Origin of the sequence: Oleiagrimonas citrea (assembly GCF_012395255.1) — a bacterium.
GTDB classification, from domain to species: Bacteria; Pseudomonadota; Gammaproteobacteria; order Xanthomonadales; family Rhodanobacteraceae; genus Oleiagrimonas; species Oleiagrimonas citrea.
Genome location: NZ_JAAZQD010000002.1, coordinates 1 through 20,445, shown reverse-complemented (window position 1 = coordinate 20,445; position 20,445 = coordinate 1). Strand labels below are relative to the sequence as shown.

General features: G+C 65.2%; 13 protein-coding genes and 1 pseudogene. 8 read left to right on the top strand and 6 right to left on the bottom strand.

The genetic code is table 11. The annotated features are described in order from the left end of the window. Positions 1-4: 4 nt before the first annotated feature. From HF690_RS04050 to HF690_RS04035, 4 genes are all read left to right on the top strand, one after another. Positions 5-2,029 (top strand): methyl-accepting chemotaxis protein, encoded by a 2,025-nt coding sequence (locus tag HF690_RS04050; protein WP_113064507.1) that lies wholly within the window; start codon positions 5-7, stop codon positions 2,027-2,029. 192 nt (positions 2,030-2,221) lie between these two features. Continuing rightward, complete coding sequence (locus HF690_RS04045) at positions 2,222-8,488, top strand: hybrid sensor histidine kinase/response regulator (RefSeq protein ID WP_168608554.1); 6,267 nt, start codon at positions 2,222-2,224, stop codon at positions 8,486-8,488. A gap of 7 nt (positions 8,489-8,495) precedes the next feature. Next, a complete protein-coding gene (locus HF690_RS04040; RefSeq protein ID WP_168608553.1) occupies positions 8,496-10,451 on the top strand; it encodes a chemotaxis protein CheB in 1,956 nt (651 codons plus the stop codon). Then, a complete protein-coding gene (locus tag HF690_RS04035) occupies positions 10,448-10,921 on the top strand; it encodes a chemotaxis protein CheW (protein WP_113064510.1) in 474 nt (157 codons plus the stop codon). The genes HF690_RS04040 and HF690_RS04035 overlap by 4 nt, the downstream gene beginning before the upstream one ends. A 32-nt stretch (positions 10,922-10,953) precedes the next feature. Here HF690_RS04035 and HF690_RS04030 read toward each other — a convergent pair whose 3' ends face one another. Both HF690_RS04030 and HF690_RS04025 read right to left on the bottom strand, forming a co-directional pair. Continuing rightward, entirely contained in the window at positions 10,954-11,688 is a 735-nt protein-coding gene (locus HF690_RS04030; protein WP_168608552.1) for a 16S rRNA (uracil(1498)-N(3))-methyltransferase, read from the bottom strand. 63 nt (positions 11,689-11,751) lie between these two features. Further along, complete coding sequence (locus HF690_RS04025; RefSeq protein WP_240151580.1) at positions 11,752-13,863, bottom strand: glycosyltransferase; 2,112 nt, start codon at positions 13,861-13,863, stop codon at positions 11,752-11,754. Between the two features lie 149 nt (positions 13,864-14,012). Here HF690_RS04025 and mrcB point away from each other — a divergent pair, with 149 nt between their 5' ends. After that, on the top strand, positions 14,013-16,331 hold the full coding sequence (mrcB, locus tag HF690_RS04020; protein WP_240151579.1) for a penicillin-binding protein 1B: 2,319 nt from the start codon (positions 14,013-14,015) through the stop codon (positions 16,329-16,331). After that, positions 16,331-16,843 (top strand): tetratricopeptide repeat protein, encoded by a 513-nt coding sequence (locus HF690_RS04015; protein ID WP_168608550.1) that lies wholly within the window; start codon positions 16,331-16,333, stop codon positions 16,841-16,843. The genes mrcB and HF690_RS04015 overlap by 1 nt, the downstream gene beginning before the upstream one ends. 100 nt (positions 16,844-16,943) lie before the next feature. On the opposite strand, the gene HF690_RS04010 is transcribed toward HF690_RS04015, so the two are convergent. The 3 genes from HF690_RS04010 to HF690_RS04000 form a co-directional block, all read right to left on the bottom strand. After that, entirely contained in the window at positions 16,944-17,351 is a 408-nt protein-coding gene (locus HF690_RS04010) for a GFA family protein (RefSeq protein ID WP_168608549.1), read from the bottom strand. Positions 17,352-17,679: 328 nt separating this feature from the next. Then, entirely contained in the window at positions 17,680-18,120 is a 441-nt protein-coding gene (locus tag HF690_RS04005; protein WP_168608548.1) for a DUF4260 domain-containing protein, read from the bottom strand. Continuing rightward, positions 18,117-18,515: a hypothetical protein gene (locus tag HF690_RS04000; RefSeq protein ID WP_168608547.1), complete on the bottom strand. Its 399-nt coding sequence runs from the start codon at positions 18,513-18,515 to the stop codon at positions 18,117-18,119. Before HF690_RS04000 ends, HF690_RS04005 begins: the two co-directional genes overlap by 4 nt. A 165-nt stretch (positions 18,516-18,680) precedes the next feature. On the opposite strand from HF690_RS04000, the gene HF690_RS15210 reads away from it, so the two are divergent. Further along, complete coding sequence (locus HF690_RS15210) at positions 18,681-18,953, top strand: hypothetical protein (RefSeq protein ID WP_205300795.1); 273 nt, start codon at positions 18,681-18,683, stop codon at positions 18,951-18,953. Positions 18,954-19,063: 110 nt separating this feature from the next. Here the strand turns inward: HF690_RS15210 and HF690_RS03990 are convergent, their stop codons facing one another. After that, entirely contained in the window at positions 19,064-19,411 is a 348-nt protein-coding gene (locus HF690_RS03990; RefSeq protein WP_205300794.1) for a carboxymuconolactone decarboxylase family protein, read from the bottom strand. A gap of 801 nt (positions 19,412-20,212) precedes the next feature. Here HF690_RS03990 and HF690_RS03985 point away from each other — a divergent pair. Beyond that, a pseudogene (locus tag HF690_RS03985) lies at positions 20,213-20,445 on the top strand (IS110 family transposase); the annotation flags it as partial.

Here is a 20,445-nt window from a genome sequence, read left to right as displayed (position 1 = left end):
GGCTATGAGTACGACAACGGGGGGTACTGGTAAGGAGCGCAGCAACATCGGCGTGATCATCCTGCTTGCACTGATGATCATCATCGCGGCTGGCAACTTCTACCTGTTGAACCGCAAGAACAGCGAAGAGCGCCAGGCGGTGGCCCTGACCACCCAGATCCAGGTGCTCTCGCAGCAGACGGCGAAATACGCACTCGAGGCCGCCAGCGGCAACATCGACTCGTTCAAGGAATTGCAGTCCACGCGCAACGCCATCGACGTCGACGTGCAGCACTTGCTGAAGGGCGATGCGCAGAACGGCCTACCGGCCTACGGCGAGAACGCCATCACCACCCGTCAGGTGAAGTCCCTGAACAATGCCTGGGGCCAGCTGGATGGCGACATCAGCAAGATCCTGTCGAACCGCGGCTTGGTCGTGGATTCGGCGCAGAAGGCTTCGACCTTCTCGCAGCAGATGCCGGTGCTCAACTCGAGCATGGAGCAGGTCGTCAACATCCTGCAGCAGGGCGGCAGCTCTTCGCAGACCTACACGGCCTCGCGCCAGTTGGTGCTGGCTGACCGCATGATCCGCCGCGTGCAGGAAATTCTGCAGGGTGGCGAGAATGCGCAGGGCGCGGCCGATGGCCTGTCGCGTGACGCGCAGCTGTACGGCGCCGTGCTCGATGGTCTGATCAAGGGCAACAGCGACGTCGGCGTGCGCGCCATGAGCAATGCCAATGCGCGCAAGATCCTCGATGGCATCGAGAAGAAATGGACGGCGCTGCAGGATCCGGTCAACAAGCTGGTGTCCGCGGCGACCAACCTGCAGGCCGTGAAGGGAGCGGGCAACCAGGCTTCGCTGGACTCGCAGACCGTGCTGCTGCGCGCCAACGACGTGTCCACCGCGATCGGCAAGCTGCCCACTGCGCGTCTGTTCCCGAACATCTGGCTGGGCCTGATCGCCGCCGCCGGCGCCGTGCTGTTCGCCATCCAGTTGGTGTTCTCGCAGGGCCGCGAACAGAAGCGCCGTCTGCAGGTCACCAACGAGCTGAACCAGCGTAACCAGGAGGCCATCATGCGCCTGCTGGACGAGATGGGCTCGCTGGCAGAAGGCGACCTGACCGTGAAGGCCACCGTGACCGAGGACATTACTGGCGCCATCGCCGACTCGGTCAATTTCGCCGTGGAAGCACTGCGATCACTGGTGACCACCATTAACGAGACTGCCGTGCAGGTCTCGGCTGCCGCCCAGGAGACGCAGGCCACCGCCATGCATCTGGCCGAGGCCGCCGAGCATCAGGCACAGCAGATCACGTCCGCATCGGCTGCCATTTCCGACATGGCAACGTCCATCGACCAGGTGTCGAAGAACTCCGCCGAGTCGGCCGACGTGGCACAGAAATCGGTGCAGATTGCATCGCGCGGTGCCGCCGTCGTGCGCGAGACCATCGAAGGCATGGACTCGATCCGCGACCAGATTCAGGAAACCTCGAAGCGAATCAAGCGACTGGGTGAGTCGTCGCAGGAAATCGGCTCGATCGTCGAACTGATCAACGACATTGCCGAACAGACCAACATTCTGGCTCTGAACGCCGCCATTCAGGCGGCCTCGGCAGGTGAGGCGGGCCGCGGTTTCGCGGTCGTGGCCGATGAAGTCCAGCGCCTCGCAGAACGTTCCGCCAACGCGACCAAGCGAATCGAAACGCTGGTGCAGACGATTCAGTCCGATACCAACGAGGCGGTCAGCTCCATGGAGCAGACCACCGCGGAGGTGGTGTCCGGTGCCCGCAAGGCCGAGGACGCCGGTACCGCACTGGGCGACATCGAACGCGTGTCGAACGATCTGGCCGAACTGATTAACGGCATCTCGGTGGCGGCGCGCCAGCAGTCCTCGGCGGCGACCAACATCACCTCGACCATGAACTCGATTCAGGAGATCACGTCGCAGACCTCGATGGGCGCGAGCCAGACAGCCGAATCGATCGGCAACCTGGCCCAGCTCGCCAACGACCTGCGTCGCTCGGTGGCCGACTTCAAGCTGCCCGCCTGATCGTCGCCGAAACTGCATTACGGAGGGGCTCGAACCAAGGCCGAACCCCCGCACAACATACGAACGAATTGCCGGGAACGTACCGGCGGTTCACGGAAACAAGCGTTGCGGAGGTGAAGGCATGTTCAAACACGTTGCAGGACCCAGTCCGGTGACCTGTCTGGAGCCTCGCCAAAGGGGGCGCGAGAGCGCATGAGACTAGAAGACGACATCGATTTCACCACGCTGAACTGGGTCAAGTCCGAGCTTGACGAAGCGCTGCAACGTGCGCGCGAGTCGCTCGAGGCCTATGTCGAGAACCCAGACAGCGGACTGATGCGCACCTGCGCCGAGGTCCTGCATCAGGTGCAGGGCACGCTGCGCATGGTCGAGCTGTACGGCGCGGCTATGGTGGTGCAGGAGATGGAGCAGCTGGTAGGTTCGCTGCTCGAAGACAAGGTCGAGAACCGTGACGACGCCTATGCGGCGTTGATGAGCGGTCTGGTGCAGCTGCCGGATTACCTGGAACGCCTGCAGAGCAGTCACCGCGACGTGTCCGTCGTGCTGCTGCCGCTGCTGAACGAGCTGCGCAGCAGTCGTGGCGCGGAATCGCTGCACGAGTCCGTCCTGTTCACGCCGAATTTGGATGCGCCGTTGCCATCCTCGGCGCCGGGCGTGCCGGTGCCGATGTCGCCGGAGGCGCAGAAACGCGCTGTGACCGAGTTGCGTCAGCAGTTCCAGCAGCCGTTGCTGGCCTGGTTCCGCGGCCAGGGCGGCAAGCAGAGTCTGGCGCAGATGCGCGACACCATGGATGCGCTGGCCGGCAAGTGCCACAGTGTGGCCGGTCGTCGTCTGTGGTGGATTACTGCCGGCGTGCTCGACGGCATGATCGAAGGCCATCTCGAGGAACACACGGCGGAGGTCAAGCAGCTGATCGGCCGCGTCGATCGTGCCATCCGCGTGCTCATCGACGAAGGTGAACTGGCGCTGGCCGATGGCCATCCCGTGGAACTGGCGCGCCAGCTGCTCTATTACGTGGCGCGCGCCACTCCGGGATCGCAACGCCTGGCCGCGATCGGCCAGACCTACGGTCTCAACCACCTGCTGCCGGATGCGGCAGAGGTCGAACACGCCCGCAGCTCGATGACCGGGCACAACCGTGTCCTGCTGGACACGGTCTCGCAGGCCATCAAGGAAGACCTGTTGCGCGTCAAGGACGCGCTGGATCTGTTTCTGCGCCAGCCCGGCGGCGATCCGTCGCAGTTCTCCGGGCAGGCCGATCTTCTCGATCGCGTGGCCGACACCCTCGGCATGCTGGGGCTGAACGTTCCGCGGCGTGTCATCGGCGAACAGCGCCGCATCGTGCAGGACATCGCGTCCGGTTCGCGTCCTGCCGATGAGGAGACGCTGCTGGATGTGGCCGGCGCGCTGCTCTACGTCGAAGCGTCGCTGGACGACCACATCGAGAGCCTCGGTGCGGACGGCGCCCAGGGCGAGGACGAGGCGGACGAAGGGGATGTCGTCGGGACCATGCTGCCGCGAAGCGAGGCGCGCCAGGTCCTGGGGACGCTGATGCGCGAATCCGTGGGCAGCCTGGGCAAGGTCAAGGACGCCATCGTCGCATTCATCGAGTCGCCGTGGGATCACCAGCACCTCGAGGGCACGCCGGACACGCTCAGCGAGATTGCCGGCGCCATGCGCATGCTGGGCGAATCGCGTCCGGGCGAGCTGCTGGACGGCGTGGGCCGCTTCATCGACAACGAACTGGTCATCGAGAAGCGCATACCGACCACCGAACAGATGGACAAGTTGGCCGACGCGCTGGCTTCGCTGGAGTATTACCTCGAGGCCGCGCGTGATCGTCAGGGCGGCCTGGATCACATCCTCGATGTCGCCGAACAGGCGTTGCGCGACCTGGGTTACTGGCCGGTCCCGCCGCGGCGAGCGCCGGAAGAAAGCGTCGAACCCGAGGCGGAGATCGTCGAAGCGCCGACCACCGAAGCGCCGGTTGCGGCAACCGATGCGCCGGAAAGCGCCATCGTGCAGGACGAGAGCGAGCCGGGTGAAGAGCTGACCGAATCGGTCAGTCTCGCGCCGGGCGCAGACCTGCATGACCTCGTGGTCGGCGAAGCTCTTCAGGAAGAATCGCCGGGCGTGGACGTCACCGGTCTGCACCTGACCGACACCGAAGCCACCGGCACGCCGGAGAGCCAGGATTGGGTCGAGATCGAGGAAGAGATCGAGGAAGACGGCTTCGCGCCCGACCCTCTGGCAGCCGAGGCCGGTTTCCAGGGGACGGCCGATGAAATCGATGCCGAGATCCGAGAAGTCTTCCTGGAAGAGGTCGAGGAAGAGATCGAGGGTCTGCAGCAGCGTCTCGGCGACTGGAAGCAGAAACCCGATGCGCAGGATCAGTTGACGCCGATTCGTCGCGCCTTCCATACGTTGAAGGGTTCCGGACGTTTGGTCGGTGCGCGTGTGCTGGGCGAGTTCAGCTGGAAGGTCGAGAACATGCTCAACCGCGTGCTCGACAACTCGATCCAGGCCAATGCCTCCGTGGTCGGGCTGGTCGATCACGCCGTGACCGCGCTGCCGCAATTGCTCGGGGCCTTGCGTGGCGAGGCTGCGCCGACCGCGCCGTTGTCAAAGATCATGGACATCGCCGACCGTCTGTCGGCCGGCGAGTCGCTGGATGTCGAGGCCGAATTGAAGCCGTCGGGCGAGCGGGTCAAGCGCATCGTCAAGCGCCGCGTGCCGCGTGTGGAGGCCGAGGTCGAGGACATTCCGACCGCCGCCTTCGTCGATGCGCCGAGCGAGGACGTCACCGACGAAGCGGCTCCGGACGAAGACGTCATCGCCGTGCCGGCGCTGCCGCCGATGGATCCGGTGTTGCTGGAGATTCTCCGAAGCGAGATCGCGCAGCACCTGGACACGGTGCGTGCGGCGCTCGAAGCGGCAGGCGAGGGCGAGCTGGTCGTCGATGAACCATTGCTGCGCGCCGTGCACACCATGCATGGCGCCATCGCCATGGTCGAGGTGCCGCTGCTGTCCGAGGTGCTGTCGCCGCTGGAAGGCTATCTGAAGCGTTTGCGCGCCAGCGAAACGCCGATGCCGCGCGACGGTTGCGATGCCATGCGCGAGGCCGTGCAGGTCACCGAGCAGGTTGCCGCGCAGTTTGATGCATCCGAACCGCATCTGCCGGAGACGCACGCCCTGGTCGAGCGTCTGTGCGCACTACGCGATGCCCTGGCCGAGCCGAACCTCGCGCACGTGGTCTACGGACTCGATCTGGAAGACGAAGTTCTGTCCGAGACCAGCGATGCGTCCGAGCGCGCCGCCGAGGAAGTCGCTCCGCCCGAAACGTCGGAGGAGGCCCGTGACGGGGCCACAGGCGAGACTGCGGACGAAACCACCGAGGAGGTGGCCCGCGAACCGACGACTGCCGGGACCGAGGAATCGGCCGCGGAGGTCTTCGACACGAGCGGCATCGAGGCCGAGATCGAATCCGCGCTCGCCGCGGAAGATTTCACGGGCATGATCGAGGCGGCGGAAGACGCGGATGCGACGTCCGCCGAAGAAGCGTCGGACGAGTCCGCAGACGAGCATGTGCTGTCGTTCGACGAGACGGACGCGATCACGCTGGAATCCGTGGACGAGCTGGATTCGTTGCCGGGTGACCACGTCGCCGAGTCCGCAGCGGAGGAAACCGCGAGCGAAGCCGCGCAGTCCGAGCCGGAGGCCGAGTCCGAATCTTTCGCCATCGACGACATTTCCGCCGAGGTAGGGGACGACGCTGCGGCTTCTGCCGAGTCGGCAGCGGATGCGCCGCCGGAAGGAGAACCCGAAGAAGCGGCATTCGAAGCAGAGTCCGAAACGGAATCCGAAACGGAATCCGAAACGGACCTGGTCTTCCAGGACAGCGAAGATGAGACGCCGGCTGTCGAGGCGTCCGAGTCCGATCGTGCGGAAACGGCCACGCCGGAACCCGCCGCAGCGACCGCCTCCGTTCTGGGTTCTCTGCCCGAGGACTATGCCTTCCCGGACGATCCGCAGCCCGAGGGCACGCTGGACAAGCCGGACCTCGACGCCGACCTGCTGGAAATCTTCATCGAGGAAGGACGCGACATCCTCGATCATTCCGACAGCGTCATGGCCAAGTTGCGTGAGGCGCCGCAGGCCCGCGAATACGTGGTCGACCTGAAGCGTGACCTGCATACGCTGAAGGGCGGTGCGCGCATGGCCAGCCTAGAGGAAATCGGCGGCCTGGGTCATGCCATGGAGACGCTGCTGGAAGCCGTCGATGCCGGACACGTCGACATGGACGCCGTCACCATCGAATCGCTCGAGCGCGGGTTCGATCGTCTGCATGCACTGGTGCAGCGTGTTGCCGGTGGCCAGGCCGTGGGCATGCCGAGTCGCGCCATTGCCTATTTCGAGGCCCTGGCCCGTGGTGAAAAAACGGTCACGACCGGCGACGAGGAGTCGGTCGAGGCTCCGAAGCCGTCCAGCGAGGAAATTTCCGCGCCGACGACCCCGAGCGAACCGGCCGAGACGCCGGTCCGCGACGAGAAGCCAGCACCGGCACCTAAGCCGCCGCCGCTGATCGAGGAAGAGGAGTTGTCGCGTGCGCCGCAGGAGATGATCCGCGTTCGCGCCGATCTGCTCGACTCGTTGGTCAACTACGCTGGCGAGGTGTCGATCTACCGCGCGCGTCTGGAACAGCAGGTCAGCAGCTACCGTTACAACCTGGTCGAGTTCGAACAGACCGTTGCGCGTCTGCGCGACCAGCTTCGCAAGCTGGAGATCGAGACCGAAGCGCAGATCATCGCGCGTTACCAGCGCGAGAACGAGGAAGCCGGTCAGGCCAGCTTCGATCCGCTGGAACTGGATCGCTTCTCGCAGCTGCAGCAGTACTCGCGCGCACTGGCCGAGTCCGTGGCCGATCTGGTCTCGCTGCAGACCATGCTCGACGACATTACGCGCCAGTCCGAGACGTTGCTGCTGCAGCAGTCGCGGGTGAGTTCGGAATTGCAGGAAGGCCTCATGCGCACGCGCATGGTGCCGTTCGATTCCATGGTGCCGACGCTGCGTCGCACGCTGCGTCAGGCATCGACCGAAGTGGGCAAGCGCGCGCAGCTGCGCGTGTCCGGCGCCCACGGTGAAATGGATCGCAACCTGCTCGAGCGCATGAAGGCGCCATTCGAGCACATGATGCGCAACGCGCTGGCGCACGGTATCGAGTCGCCGGACGAGCGCGCCAAGGTCGGCAAGCCGGCCGAGGGCACGGTGGCCATCGACGTGAGCCGCGATTCCACCGAGGTGCTGATCCGCGTGAAGGATGATGGAGCCGGTATCGATCGCGATGCGATCCGCCGCAAGGCCATCGAGCGAGGTCTGCTGCGTGAGGACGCCAAGCTGTCCGATCGCGACCTGTTCGGGTTCATCCTGGAAAGCGGCTTCTCCACCGCGCAGTCGGTGACCCAGCTGGCCGGCCGCGGCGTGGGCATGGACGTGGTCGCCAACGAGATCAAGCAGATGGGCGGTACGCTGACCATCGACTCGGAGCGCGGCACGGGCACGACCTTCAACATCCGCCTGCCGTTCACGCTGGCGGTGACCCAGGCCATCATGGTCAAGGTCGGCGAACTGACCTTCGCCTTGCCGATGACGTCCGTGCAGGGCGTGGCGCGCATCAGCCGCGAGGAACTGAAGCGCCGTCTGAGCGAAGAGAACCCGACCTTCACTTATGCGGGCGAGGACTACGGCATCCACGATCTGGCGCAGCTGCTGGATGTGCCGGCCGGCCACATCGGCGACGACATGCAGCCGCCGCTGCTGCTGGCGCGAAGCGGCGACCTGCGTGCCGCCGTGCGCATCGACAGCGTGATCGGCTCGCGCGAAATCGTGGTGAAATCGGTCGGTCCGCAGATCAGCTCGGTCCCGGGCATCTTCGGTGCCACCATCATGGGTGACGGTTCGGTCGTGATGATTCTGGATCTGGCGCCGCTGGTGCGTCACGGCGTGGCGCTCAAGCAGCACGCCGAGGACCAGGACGAGGAGACGATCCAGGCGCAGCTGCCCACGGCGCAGTCCGAGCAGCGCGAGCATCCGCTGGTCATGGTAGTCGACGACTCGATCACCATGCGCAAGGTCAGCGGACGCATCCTGGAGCGCCACGACTACGAGGTCACCACGGCGAAGGACGGCATGGATGCGGTCGAAAAACTGCAGGAGCGCGTGCCGGACGTGATGTTGCTCGATATCGAGATGCCGCGCATGGACGGTTACGAGTTGGCGACGTACATGAAGAATGATGCGCGCTTGCAGGGCGTGCCGATCATCATGATCACGTCGCGCACCGGCGAGAAGCATCGCCAGCGTGCGCTGGACATCGGCGTCGAGCGCTACCTGGGCAAGCCTTACCAGGAAGCCGATCTGATCGCGAACATTCGCGAACTGCTCGGCGAATCCACTGAGTGAGACCGGCATGAGCGATACGAACTCCGCGACCAGCGGCCCGGGCGTCGCCCTCCTGTTCGAGGATGCCGACCTCAGCGCACACCTGCGTGAAGCGCTGAGGAATGCTGGTGCGCGGATCGTGCACGAAGGGCCGGCGACGAAGGCGACGCGCGAGGATCTGGCCGGCAAGGGTGCCGAAGTCGTCGTGGTCAATCTCGATGCTGCAGTGGAAGAGCATTTGGATGCGCTGTACGAGATCTTCGACGAGGACCGCCAGCGCATCGTGTTCAACGAGGCCGAGACCTCCAGCGGGCTGTCCGGCTGGGATCAGGCGCGCTGGGCGCGTCATCTCGCCGCCAAGCTGCTGAACGCGCACGACGTCGATCCGCCGCGTCCGGCCGAGGCACGGACGATCGAGGCGCATCCGACCGAGATGCTGTTGCCCGATGAAGCCATGCCCGAGGCGCCGCCGGCCGATGACGAGCTCCGTGATGAGGCCGCCGTGTCGGAAGCGCCCAGTGAAGCCGATTCCGAAGCATTGACTGCCGAACTCGAAGCCCTGTTGGCCGAGGATGGCGATCTGCTGGGTCAGCCCGACGGCGAATCCGGCAGCGTTGCCACGCCACAGTCCGGTATCCACCTGCAACTGGACGAGGAGGACGTCAGTCAGGCGGATCTGGAGGCCATCCAGGCGATTCCCGACGCCCAGCCCGCTGCGAGGACTTCGGCGGACGATGTCGAGACGCCGGATGCCGGCGCGGAGTCCGGCGTGACCGAGACCGTGGACATGAGCGGCGGCGTGGACTTCGATGTCAGCGTGGACGACGGTCTCGAGGATGCGTTGCGTGTATTCGACGAGGCGATGGCGGCGAGTGAGGAAGCGCCGGCACCTTCGTTCGATCCGGCCGAGCTGGGGGATGTCTCCGCAGCGCCGGAAGACGATGCGGGTTCCGTGGCGGGTGAGGACGCGTCCATGCCTCCGACTGAGCGCGATGCGCCGAAGGACATTGTCGTCGAGGACCGTCATGTCCAGGAAAAGGGCAGCCCCTATACGCTGCTCGATCTGGACGATCATCCCTCATCGGAAACCGTGTCGGTCGAAGCCTCCCGGGTCGAGCCGCCGAAGGCGCCGGACTGGGATCTGGTCGACTTCGACATGGACACATCCGCGACGCCTTCCGCCGCGTCGCCGTCCGGCAAGACGGACACGGTCGATCCGTCAGAGTTCGGTATCGAGAAAATGTCGGCGTCGGATTATCTGGCGCCGGAATTGGAGTCGAATTCGAGCGAGGGAGTAGCGGACTTCGAGCCACGTTTCAGCCTCGAACTGGAACCGATCGAGCAGGCCATCGCGCCGAAGATGGCCGAAACCAGCGGGCACGAGATGATGCTGGATTCGCAGGGTGGAGACCTTCGTCGCGCCGTGGTGCTCGCTGCAGGCAGCAGCCCGGAGGCGCGCGAAAGCCTGCGCGAATTCGTCGTGGCGCTGAATCGCATGCCGGAGGCGGCGCTGATCGGCGTCGTGCATCAGCTGGCGGGTGACGATCTGCATGCGCTGGCGAGCGAACTCGATGGCGTCAGTCCGTTCCTGAAGGTGCGCGTGCCCGACAGTGTCAGCAAGGTGCGCCACGGTGAACTGCTGCTGGTGCCGGCTGGCAAGCAAGCTGCGTTGGAGCGGCATGGGCGCCTGCAGTTGCTCGATACCGCCGATCAACCGCTGGCCAACCCGTCGATCGATCTCAGCATGACCCTGGTGGCCCAGGAAATGGGCGCCGATGCATGGGCGGTGGTTCTTGCCGGCGACGCCATCGACGCGCTGGCCGGCGCGCAGGCCATCAATGATTGCGGCGGCCACGTGTGGGCGCTGGACCCGGCCGATTGCAACGACAACACCATGGTTTCGGTCATTTGCGAAGAGCAGCTGGCGGAATACACCGGCACGCCTGCCGGGCTGGCTGCACGACTGCTCGAGGAATTGTCATGAATCAAGCGCTGCCACGCGAAATCCGGGGCGTTCTGATCACCGTCCGCGGTGGCCGACTGCTGTTGCCCAACGCCAGCGTCAGCGAGGTCATCACCATGTCCACTCCGGACGCGGTGGAGAATACGCCCGACTGGCTGCTTGGACGCGTCAGCTGGCGCGGCTGGCGCGTGCCGCTGGTGTCGTTCCCGGGTCTGGTCGGTTGGCCGGAGACCGAGGGCGCGCTGAACTCGCGCGTGGCCATCATCAAGGCGTTGGGTGGAAACCCGCGTATGCCGTTCTTCGCCATGGTCACACAGGGCTTTCCCCGTCTGACCGCGCTCAGTGACGACGTCATTGTGCCAACGGGCGATCCGGACACCTTGCCCGAGGGCATCAGCACCCAGGTCATGGTGCGCGACGACGAAGCCTTCATTCCCGATCTGGAGTCGATTGAGCGCACGATCGCCGAAGCGCTCGAAGCCGACGAGTGATCCATCCGCGCGGGCGCAGCCGCGCGGATGCCCTACAGATCGCCGAAGTGCGCCTGCAAGGCCGTCAGGCCGACTAGGCCGGCCGTTTCCGTGCGCAGAACGCGCGGCCCCAGTTGCAATGCCTGGAATCCAGCGCTGCGCAGTGCCTCCAGGTCACGCTCGCCCCAGCCGCCTTCCGGGCCGACGGCCAGTATCGCTCCAGCGCCGGGGGGCTCCAGATCACGAGCACGCCGCCCGCGTTCGGGCAGCAGCGCCAGCCGCAGTGCGGCGACATCGGACAGCGATGCCAGCCATTGCGTCAGCGATTGCGCGGGTGCGATGTGCGGTAGCCGTGCGCGGCCGGACTGTTCGCAGGCGCTGACCGCGACAGACTGCCAATGCGAAAGGCGCTTCGCGGCCCGGCGCTCGTCCAGGCGCACCTCGCTGCGCTCGGTATGCAACGGCACGATATTCGTGACACCCAGTTCGGTCGCCTTCTGCACGACCCAATCCATCTTCTCGCCGCGCGCGATAGCCTGGGCAAGAGTCAGCGGGAGCGGCGCCTCGTTGGCGATCGGGTGGGCTGCATGTACCCGCACATCGGCGGTGCGCTTGCCGACGTTTTCCAGTACGCCTTCGTAGTCGTGCCCGTCGCCGTTGAACAGGGTCACGGCATCGCCGTCGCGCATGCGCAGCACGCGCACGGCGTGCTCGGCGGCGCCGTCGGGAAGCGCGAGGCTTTCGCTGACGGTCAGCGGTATGTCGACATGTAGGCGTATGCGTCGCATGGCGAAGACGGAACGAGTGGTCGGGCTAAGCTAGCGCGTTTGACGCACCGGGAAAAGCGGGCGTCAGTTCAGCACGCGGCGCAGCGTTTCGGCGGCGGCCTCGGGTGAGAAATGCCGGCGCACATTTTCGAGTCCGCCATCGGACAGGCGCAGCCACAGCGCTTCGTCATCGTAGAGCGCCAGCACGGCCGCGGCGAAAGCTTCGGCATCCTCGGCGATGGATACATCGACACCGTCGCGTAGTTGCATGCCCTCGGCGGCAATGGGCGTGGCGACGACCGGAAGTCCATAGCTCATCGCCATGTTCACTTTGCCCTTGACCCCGGCGCCGAACCGCAGGGGCGCGATCGACAGTCGGCATCGGTCCATGAAGGGCGAAAGATTGTCGACGCGACCATGCAAGGTGACCTGCGGACCGGAAAGTTCGCGACGCGCATCCTCGGGTGCATCGCCCAGCACATGCAGGTGCAGAGCGGGATTGTGCCGTTGCAGGCGAGGCAGGATCTCACGCACGAACCAGCGCACTGCGTCGGCGTTGGGCAGATGGCCGAAGCCGCCAAGGAACACAAGGTCTCGTCGCGCGGCGAAATCGCTGCGGCGGCCATGCACGTCGTGAATGTTGGAGAGCAGCTCGACGTGTGCCTCCGGCGCGGCTTCAGCCAGCAGGGCACGCTCGACGGGGCTGACCACGAAGGTCACGTCGCTGGATGCGATCAGGCCCAGTTCCCTGCGGCGGGAGGCTTCGGCCTGACGTTGGAGTCCAGCGCTGCCGGCCACCGCTGCCGCACGTTCCTCGCGCAGGAAATGCAGGTCGACGGTATCGAACAGTACCTTCGCCTGCGGGGCGACGCGGCGCAGCAACGGCAGATAGGTGGCTGCGGTTCCGGCGCGACACAGCATGATTGCGTCGAGTTCTGCGCCATGGCGCTGCAGCCATTCGGGCAGGTGGCGCACCCAGGGGCGGCACAGCACCTGTACCCCCAGCGCGCCCAGCGCATCGATCCGGTCCGCGGCAGCGTGACCATCGTCCGGGGCGAAGAGCGTCTGCCAGCCCATCGTGTGTAAAAGTCCGAATACGGCCGTGAGTCGCAATGAGCCGGAATCGCGCGCAGGGTCGGGCGTCATGGCGTCGATGACGAGCATTCGACCGCGCGCGTAACGGCGCAGGGCCGCATCGACACGCGTATGCGCGGTCGGGAAATCCTGCAGCGCCTCGCGATGGCGTTGCACGAATCGTTCGCGGTTGCGCACCTGATAACGCTTGATGCCGCTCTCGGTGTCCGTGCCCGCAGTCACACCCTCGAAATGCACTACCAGGCTGGCCGGTTCGTATACGACACGCCGACCGGCCGCGCGTACCGCGAAGGCCAGGTCGGTGTCTTCGTAGTAGGCCGGCGCGTAGTCGCGTGCGAATCCGCCGACCTGCGTGAACAGGGCGCGCGGAATCAGCAGGCTGGCGCCGGACACATAGTCGACTTCGCGCCGGTAACGGAAGCGCGGATCGTCGCGGGATTCGAAACGACCGATGTTGTGGCAGCTGCCATCGGCGAAGACCAGTCCGCCGGCTTCCTGCAGGCGGCCATCCGGGTAGACCAGCCGGCTGCCGACGATGCCGCAGTCGGGTTCTTCGCGCATGCACGCCAGCATCGCGTCGAGCCAGCCGGGCGTGACCTGGGTGTCGTTGTTCAGGAACAGCAGAAAATCGCCGCGCGCGGCCTCGGCACCGTCGTTGCAGCTGTCGACAAAGCCCTTGTTCTGGGCGTGCGTGACGATGCGAAGGCCGTCGATCTGCGGCAGGATCGACGCGGTGTCGTCGGGTGAGGCATCGTCGACGACGATCACCTCGAAGGGCGCCTCCGCGCCATGGCGGGCGAGCGAGCGCAGACAGGCCACGGTATGCGCGCACTTGCCGTGCACCGGAATGACGACCGAGACGCGGGGCGCCGTGGCGTCCACGGGCAGCGCGAATGGCGCGAACGGCGTGTCCAGCGGCGCGATGGGCAGCGTGTCGTCGCGTTCGGGGCGGCGGCGGAATTCCTGCGCGATACGCGCCACCGTGCCGTGCCAGCCGCGCTGGCCCAGACTCAGGCGCAGGCGCTGCAGCGTCTGCCGCCAGCGGCGCACTCGCCAGCCCAGCATCGCCGCCAGATTCCGGCCATGTTGTTGCCCGCGCATTGCCTCTCCATGCCTTTGCCGATCAGGCATTGTACGGGCAAATGGTCCGGCGTCCGTGTGTCGCCCAGCTGAACGGGCGTCGCGCAGAGTGCGACGCGGCCACGTACACTTGCGGAAACCGTTTCATTCCACCGATCACGAATCGCGCCTTGACTGCCTTCAAACGTACCCGATCCTTTTTTCGCGTCACCTGGCCCTGGTTGCGCGTTCCGTTCTGGCTCGGCCTGGGCGTCGGGATCGGCTTCCTGCTGCCCTACACCCTGATCCTGAGCGCACGGGTGCAGGCGCGGTTCAACGACCTAGTGTTCTCGGTGCCCACGCGCGTCTATGCGCGACCGCTACCGCTGGCCGTCGGCGAGCCGATGAAGCCGGACGCGCTGAAACTGGAATTGACCTTCGCCGGTTACACCCACGACAAGCGGGGCCGAGTGCCGGGCACCTGGACCGGCGGCGGCGATCATTTCGTGATCTCCTCGCGAGGCTACGCCGGACCCGAAGGCGGCGAGCTGCCGCAGCGGCTCCGCGTGACGTTGTCGGGCGACACCATCCGTGCACTGACCCGCGTCGACAACGGGCGGTCCGTGAAGCTGGCGCATCTGGACCCGGCGCGCATCGCGACCCTGTACGGTGCGGAGCAGGAAGAGCGTCGCATCGTGCAATTGAAGCAGGTGCCGGGGCTGCTCGTCGCCGGCTTGCAGGCGGTCGAGGATCGCGACTTCAAGCATCACTTCGGCATCGACTTCAGTGCCATCGCGCGCGCGATGTGGGCCAACCTGCGCGCCGGCCAAGTCGTGCAGGGCGGCTCGACGCTGACCCAGCAGCTGGTCCGCAATCTGTTCCTGACCCGCAACCGCAACCTCGTGCGCAAGGTCAACGAAGCGCTGCTGTCGATGCTGATCGAGGCGCACTACAGCAAGGGGCGCATCCTGCAGGCGTACATCAACGAAGTCTTTCTCGGTCAGCGCGGCAACCAGGCCGTGCACGGCTTCGCCGCCGCCAGCGAGTTCTATTTCGGTCGTCGACTGCAGACCCTGCGACCGCAGGAGATCGCATTGCTGGTCGGACTGGTGCGCGGCCCGAGCTACTACGACCCGCGGCGTTTCCCGAAGCGCGCGCTGACCCGGCGCAACCTGGTCCTGCGCGAATTCCATACCACCGGTCTCATCAGCGAGGCGGTGATGAAGCACGCCCAGGCGCAGCCGCTGGGCGTGGTCGCCAAGCCGCAGCTGGCACGCGACCGCTTCCCGGCGTTCATGGATCTGGTGCGTGCGCAGATCACCACCGATTTCGACGAGGAGACCCTGCGCAAGGACGGACTGTCGATCTTCACCACGCTCGATCCGGCTGCGCAGATCTACACCGAGAAGGCCATCGAACGCACGCTGGACGGCATGGGCAAGCGCGGCGACGATCTGCAGGCCGCGGCCGTCGTGACCGATGCGCACAACGGCCAGGTGCTGGCCATGGTCGGCGGACGCGATCCGGGACAGCCGGGCTTCAATCGCGCGCTGGACGCACGGCGTCCGGTGGGTTCGGTCATCAAGCCGTTCGTCTACCTGGTCGCGCTCGCGCAGCCGCGGAATTGGTCGCTGGCGACGCCGTTGCAGGACGAGCCGGTCAATCTGCGGCAACCCAACGGCAAGGTCTGGTCGCCGCGGAACGACGATCATGTCGCCCACGGCGAAGTGCCGCTGGTCGACGCGCTGGTCAATTCCTGGAACCTCGCCACGGTGCATCTGGGCATGCAGGTCGGCGTCGACAAGATCCGGCGTTTTCTGGAGTCGTTCGGACTCAGTGGCGTGAACCCGAATCCGTCGCTGCTGCTGGGCGCCGTGGATCTTTCGCCGGCGCAGGTGGCGCACCTGTACCAGTACCTGGCCTCGGGCGGTCACGCGCTGCCGCTGCTGGCCGTACGCGGCGTGCTGAACGCACACGGCAAGACCATCAAACGCTACGAAGTGCGATCGGGGCAGGGCGAGTATCACGCGGCGGTGCAACTGATCACCTACGCCATGCAGCAGGTCGCCGTGCGCGGCACCGCGCATTCCATCACCGACAGCGGCCTCGGCTGGCTGCATGCCGCGGGCAAGACCGGAACCAGCGACAAGCAGCGCGACAGCTGGTTCGCCGGGTTCACCGGCGACCGCCTGGCCGTGGTCTGGGTCGGTCGCGACGACAACAAGCGCACCGGACTGTGGGGATCGTCGGGCGCGCTCAAGGTGTGGCGCGAGCTGTTCCGCAAGCTGCCCACCGAGCCCCTGCAACTGGATGACGGCAGTCAGCTGCAGTACGCCTGGATCAATCCGCAGACCGGACACCAGACCGATGCGCAGTGCGACGATGCGCGGCGGCTGCCCTTCATCTCCGGTTACGCTCCGACCGAACACGATGGATGCTTCTGGCAGCGTGTCCGGGATGCGTTCCATCACGACGACGCGCGCAACTCCTCCGCCAACGGAACGCCGTGATGTCGAAGTCTGTCCGCCCCGTTCTCGCTTCTACCGTCGCCGCATGCCTGCTCGCCGCATGCGCGAGTGCGCCGCCCGCTCCGCCGCCGCCCTCGCCACAGGCCATCGTGGCTTCGATCCAGGCGGCGGGACGTCACGATGATTCGGCCCTGCGCGTCACGCCCCTGCGCGACGCGGGCACCGAGGCACTGGTCGATCAGGCGCACAAGGACGCTGCATCCGGCCAGTACCCCGCGGCAGCGGCGCAGCTGGACAAGGCGCTGCAGGACGAACCGCATGCGCCGGACATCCTGCAGGATCGCGCCGAGATCGCCGTTCGACTGCAGCACTATGCCCATGCCGAAAAGCTGGCGCAGGCGTCGTGGAACTACGGCCCCAAGCTGGGCGCCCTCTGCGCGCGCAATTGGCAGACCGTACTGGAAATGCGCAAGCTGGCCCGCGACAGCGCGGGTGTCGCCAGCGCGCGTCAGCATCGCGATGCCTGCCGGGTGAAAGGCGTGGTCCGCATGTAACGCGGGCGATTCACGGCGCGTCGCCCGACATTCCTCGCAACGCCGTCGTCAGCTCATCGTTCGGATTGCCTCTTCGCTGAGCACGCGATGCGCCGAAGCCTCAACCCGGCAGCCCCTCGAAAGCGGGCACATGCTCCAACTCCATGTCCCAGTTGGCCCGGCTACCCATCAAGATGTGGCCCTGGGGCCGAATCGGAACATCCGTCTCCAGGCTGCCAGCCGGGACAACGAGGAGCGTCTCGCGGCCATGCGTCTGCATGGTCGGCAACGCCGACCCGCATTGGCTGCAGAAGCTTCGGACGTGACGTGTCTCCGGAAGATGGAAGACCACTACGTTTTCCTCCCCGTTCAGCCAGCGCAGCGTTGCCGTGCGCGAGAACAGATTGGCCGCGTGGGAAGAGCCCGTGTCCCGGCGACAACGGGAGCAGTGGCAGAGGAAGAAGTTCTCGAAAGATCCCGTGACTTCGTAGCGCACGTCGCCGCACAGGCAGCCGCCGTAGTGTTTCATGTTCAGTCATGCTCCGAGTTCGTGGATGGATGATATGTCCCGTCCGGGATCTTTCGAGCAAGGTGCTCGATCTCGTTCGGCAGGTCGACCCACCGAAGGATGTGCTCCTTGCGGACAGGCCGGTTGGAAGCAGGAAGCCCGAACTCCGCGCCCACGTAGAACTGGATGGCGCCGCCGCTGGGTGGCTCGTCCGTGGTGGAGCAGGCCGTCGCTCCGCAAGTCGCATGGAACCGGAATCGGGCGTGAGAACCTCATGAAGATCGAGTTCCAGGAAGCGAAGCGTACCTTGTGCCCGCGTCCCGTTGCGCGAGGCACTTTGCGTACAGGCTCAGCCACCGGTTCGTGCACGACCGATGCGGCCCGGGTGCGTCAAAGCGAACCCGTCCGGATACTTCAGGCCGTAGCCGAGTGCACGGTCGAAGCCGATGTGCGCGACCCAGATCAGGCCCGCCGTCACGAGCACGGATAGCGACAGCAGCGCGCCTGCGGCCAGCGTCGTCAACGCGCCGACGAATGAATGCGCGAAGTTGTACGAAACCGCGCCCGTCTCCGGACCGGCCAGATAACCGAGAAAGGACAAGTCCGGGGTGAGGAAGAACAAGGCAAACATGCCCCATCCGTGGCCGAAGCGGGCATAGGCCAGCACTGCGGCAGCAAGCGCGCATGCGCCTTCCGCACGGAGCAGGATTCGAACGCCACCGGATACAGCACCATTCACCACGTTTCTCCCGAGGTTCGGCGTTCGCGCATTCTCGGGCGCAGCCGTCATGGCAGCAACCCTCTGAATCGAGCCGCGAGATAGGGCGCGGCGGCCGTGATCAGCAGAACCACAGGCCAGATATTGCCGTCCTTGAACGTGTACGCCTCGAGAAGGGCCGACCATGACTTGCCTTGAAGGCGTCCGAATGCGAACTCGAAAGTGAGCGTCAGGGCAAGCCATCCGAGTCCGACGCCGACAGCTTGCGGCCACCGAGTGATCTGCAGCCACGGTACGGCGAGCAGCGTGACAAGAAGGATCAGTACGGACAGCAGCAGACCGCTCAGGACAAGCCCTGGTGTCCTGCTGAGTCCGGGAACGAGGAGCGCTTCGCGGAGCATGCCGTTGGCGACCGCGAGGACCAGAATCATGAACCATATGGCCAGGGCCTTGATTGCGAGAATCATGGTCTCTCCTGTGATGGTCGTTGCGTGGAGGCTTGAGTCAGCCTACCCGGACCCGGCGTCAGTCCTCGGCCTCGTGGCACACCACTTCGATGTTGTGCCCGTCCGGTCCGATGACGAACGCGGCATAGTATTTCCCGCTGTACTCCGGGCGGAGTCCAGCGGGCCATGGTCCCTGGCGCCCGCTTCCAGTGCGGCGCGATGGAATGCTTCGACTTGCTGGCGATTCTTTGCCGTGAACGCCAGGTGCAGGTGCGCAGGCCGCTCTTCGATTCGGCGGATGCACAGCGAGGACTTTCCGTCCGTGCTGAGCTCGATGCCGAGCGGCCCTTCCGAAACGATGGCGATGCCGATCGGTTCGAGTGCCTTGAGGAAGAACGCCCTGCTCGTCGCATAGTCGCTGGTCCCGAATACGACGTGATCGAACATGCGTCCTCCTGAAGCGCACGAACACTTTGCGGGTCGAGTCAGCGGCCCGCTTTGGGAAGCGTTTCAGCGCCATGTTGGGCAACGTGCAGAGGCCGATGCCCAAGGGAAAGGTCCCCGGTACGCTAAACGCCCACTTCCAGATACTGGCTGAGTGCCTGCATCGCCTCGATGCCGTACACGACCGACGGGCCGCCTCCCATCAAAATGGAGACCGAGACTGTCTCGGCGATTTCCTCCTTCGTCGCGCCCGCTTTCAGGGCGTCATGGACATGGTAGGAAATGCACCCGTCGCAACGAACGGTGATCGCGATACCCAAGGCAATCAGTTCCTTGGTTTTCGGGTCGAGTGCCCCTTGCGCCAGGCTGGCGTCGTGCAAGGCACCGAATGCTTTCATCGAATCGGGGATGGCAAGGCTGAGCGTTTCCATCCAGCGATTGAGTTCCTCATAGTGCGCAGGAAAGTTCTTCACTTGATCCTCCGGGTTGTGAGGTGAGTCCATCCGTCAGGACAGGGGTATCTCGATGGTGCTCAAAATTCGCAGTTCATGCAGAGTATCGACAGAAATCCTGTCTATTGCCACATGTGGCCGCACATGGACGGATGTGGGAGCTCCGCATGTCAGCGCACCCGATTGAGCGGGCAGTTAGGCCGTGCTCGCTGTGCTAGGGGGGCTGTTGTACTGGAGGAGATCTCAGCGAGTGCCGTAGAGATCCTCGAACAATGAGGTCGCCGGGTGCGGTTTATACCCTGGTCCGCACCGGCCGTATCGGTGCAACAAGACCGTCTAAGGAAATGCAGTCTGGCATCTGAGATGTCTAGGAAACCCTGGGCGATTCAGACTGAAGGAGGATCTAGCGTTCATTCGCTTGGAACTCCCGAAACCAGCCTGCGATCTGTTCATTTGAGTGTAGGTAGGGTGCGTCTGGCCCATGTTTGAGTTCGCAGCCACACAACTGTTCAAGTGCTTCCCAATGCGCATCAGGCATATCTGGTGGATCAGCCATTGCGACCCATTGAGTGGCCCAGTGATCTGCGTCTTCGCGGGTGCAGCGGCCTGAGAGGACGTTTTCGAACATTGTCGCAATTTCTTCGGCTGATGGAGGCTTCATCGGTTTTGCTGCCTAACGCTTGAATTAAGCCGCCGGCCGCTGGCCGCTGGCGTAGTCAGTGGGCGGTCGGCTTGAATGAGTAAAAAGAGACTTCCCCTCCCTTCGGCCTCGAAGGCCATGATGGTGTTGCGACACAACCGTCAGCAGAAGAGGAAGTCTCCATGAACACTATAATCCTTGGCGTGGACTTGGCGAAGACCGCTTTTTCGGTGTGCGAGATGGACGCGGCCGGGCATGTGCGGCGGCGGCTGGACCTCAAGCGCGATGCGTTTTCCCTGTGGCTGGCCCAGCAGCCGGCTGGGACCGTGGTCGCGATGGAAGCGTGCAGCGGGGCGCACCACTGGGCCAGGCGCTGTCACGAGTACGGCCTGCAACCGCGGATCATCGCCGCGCA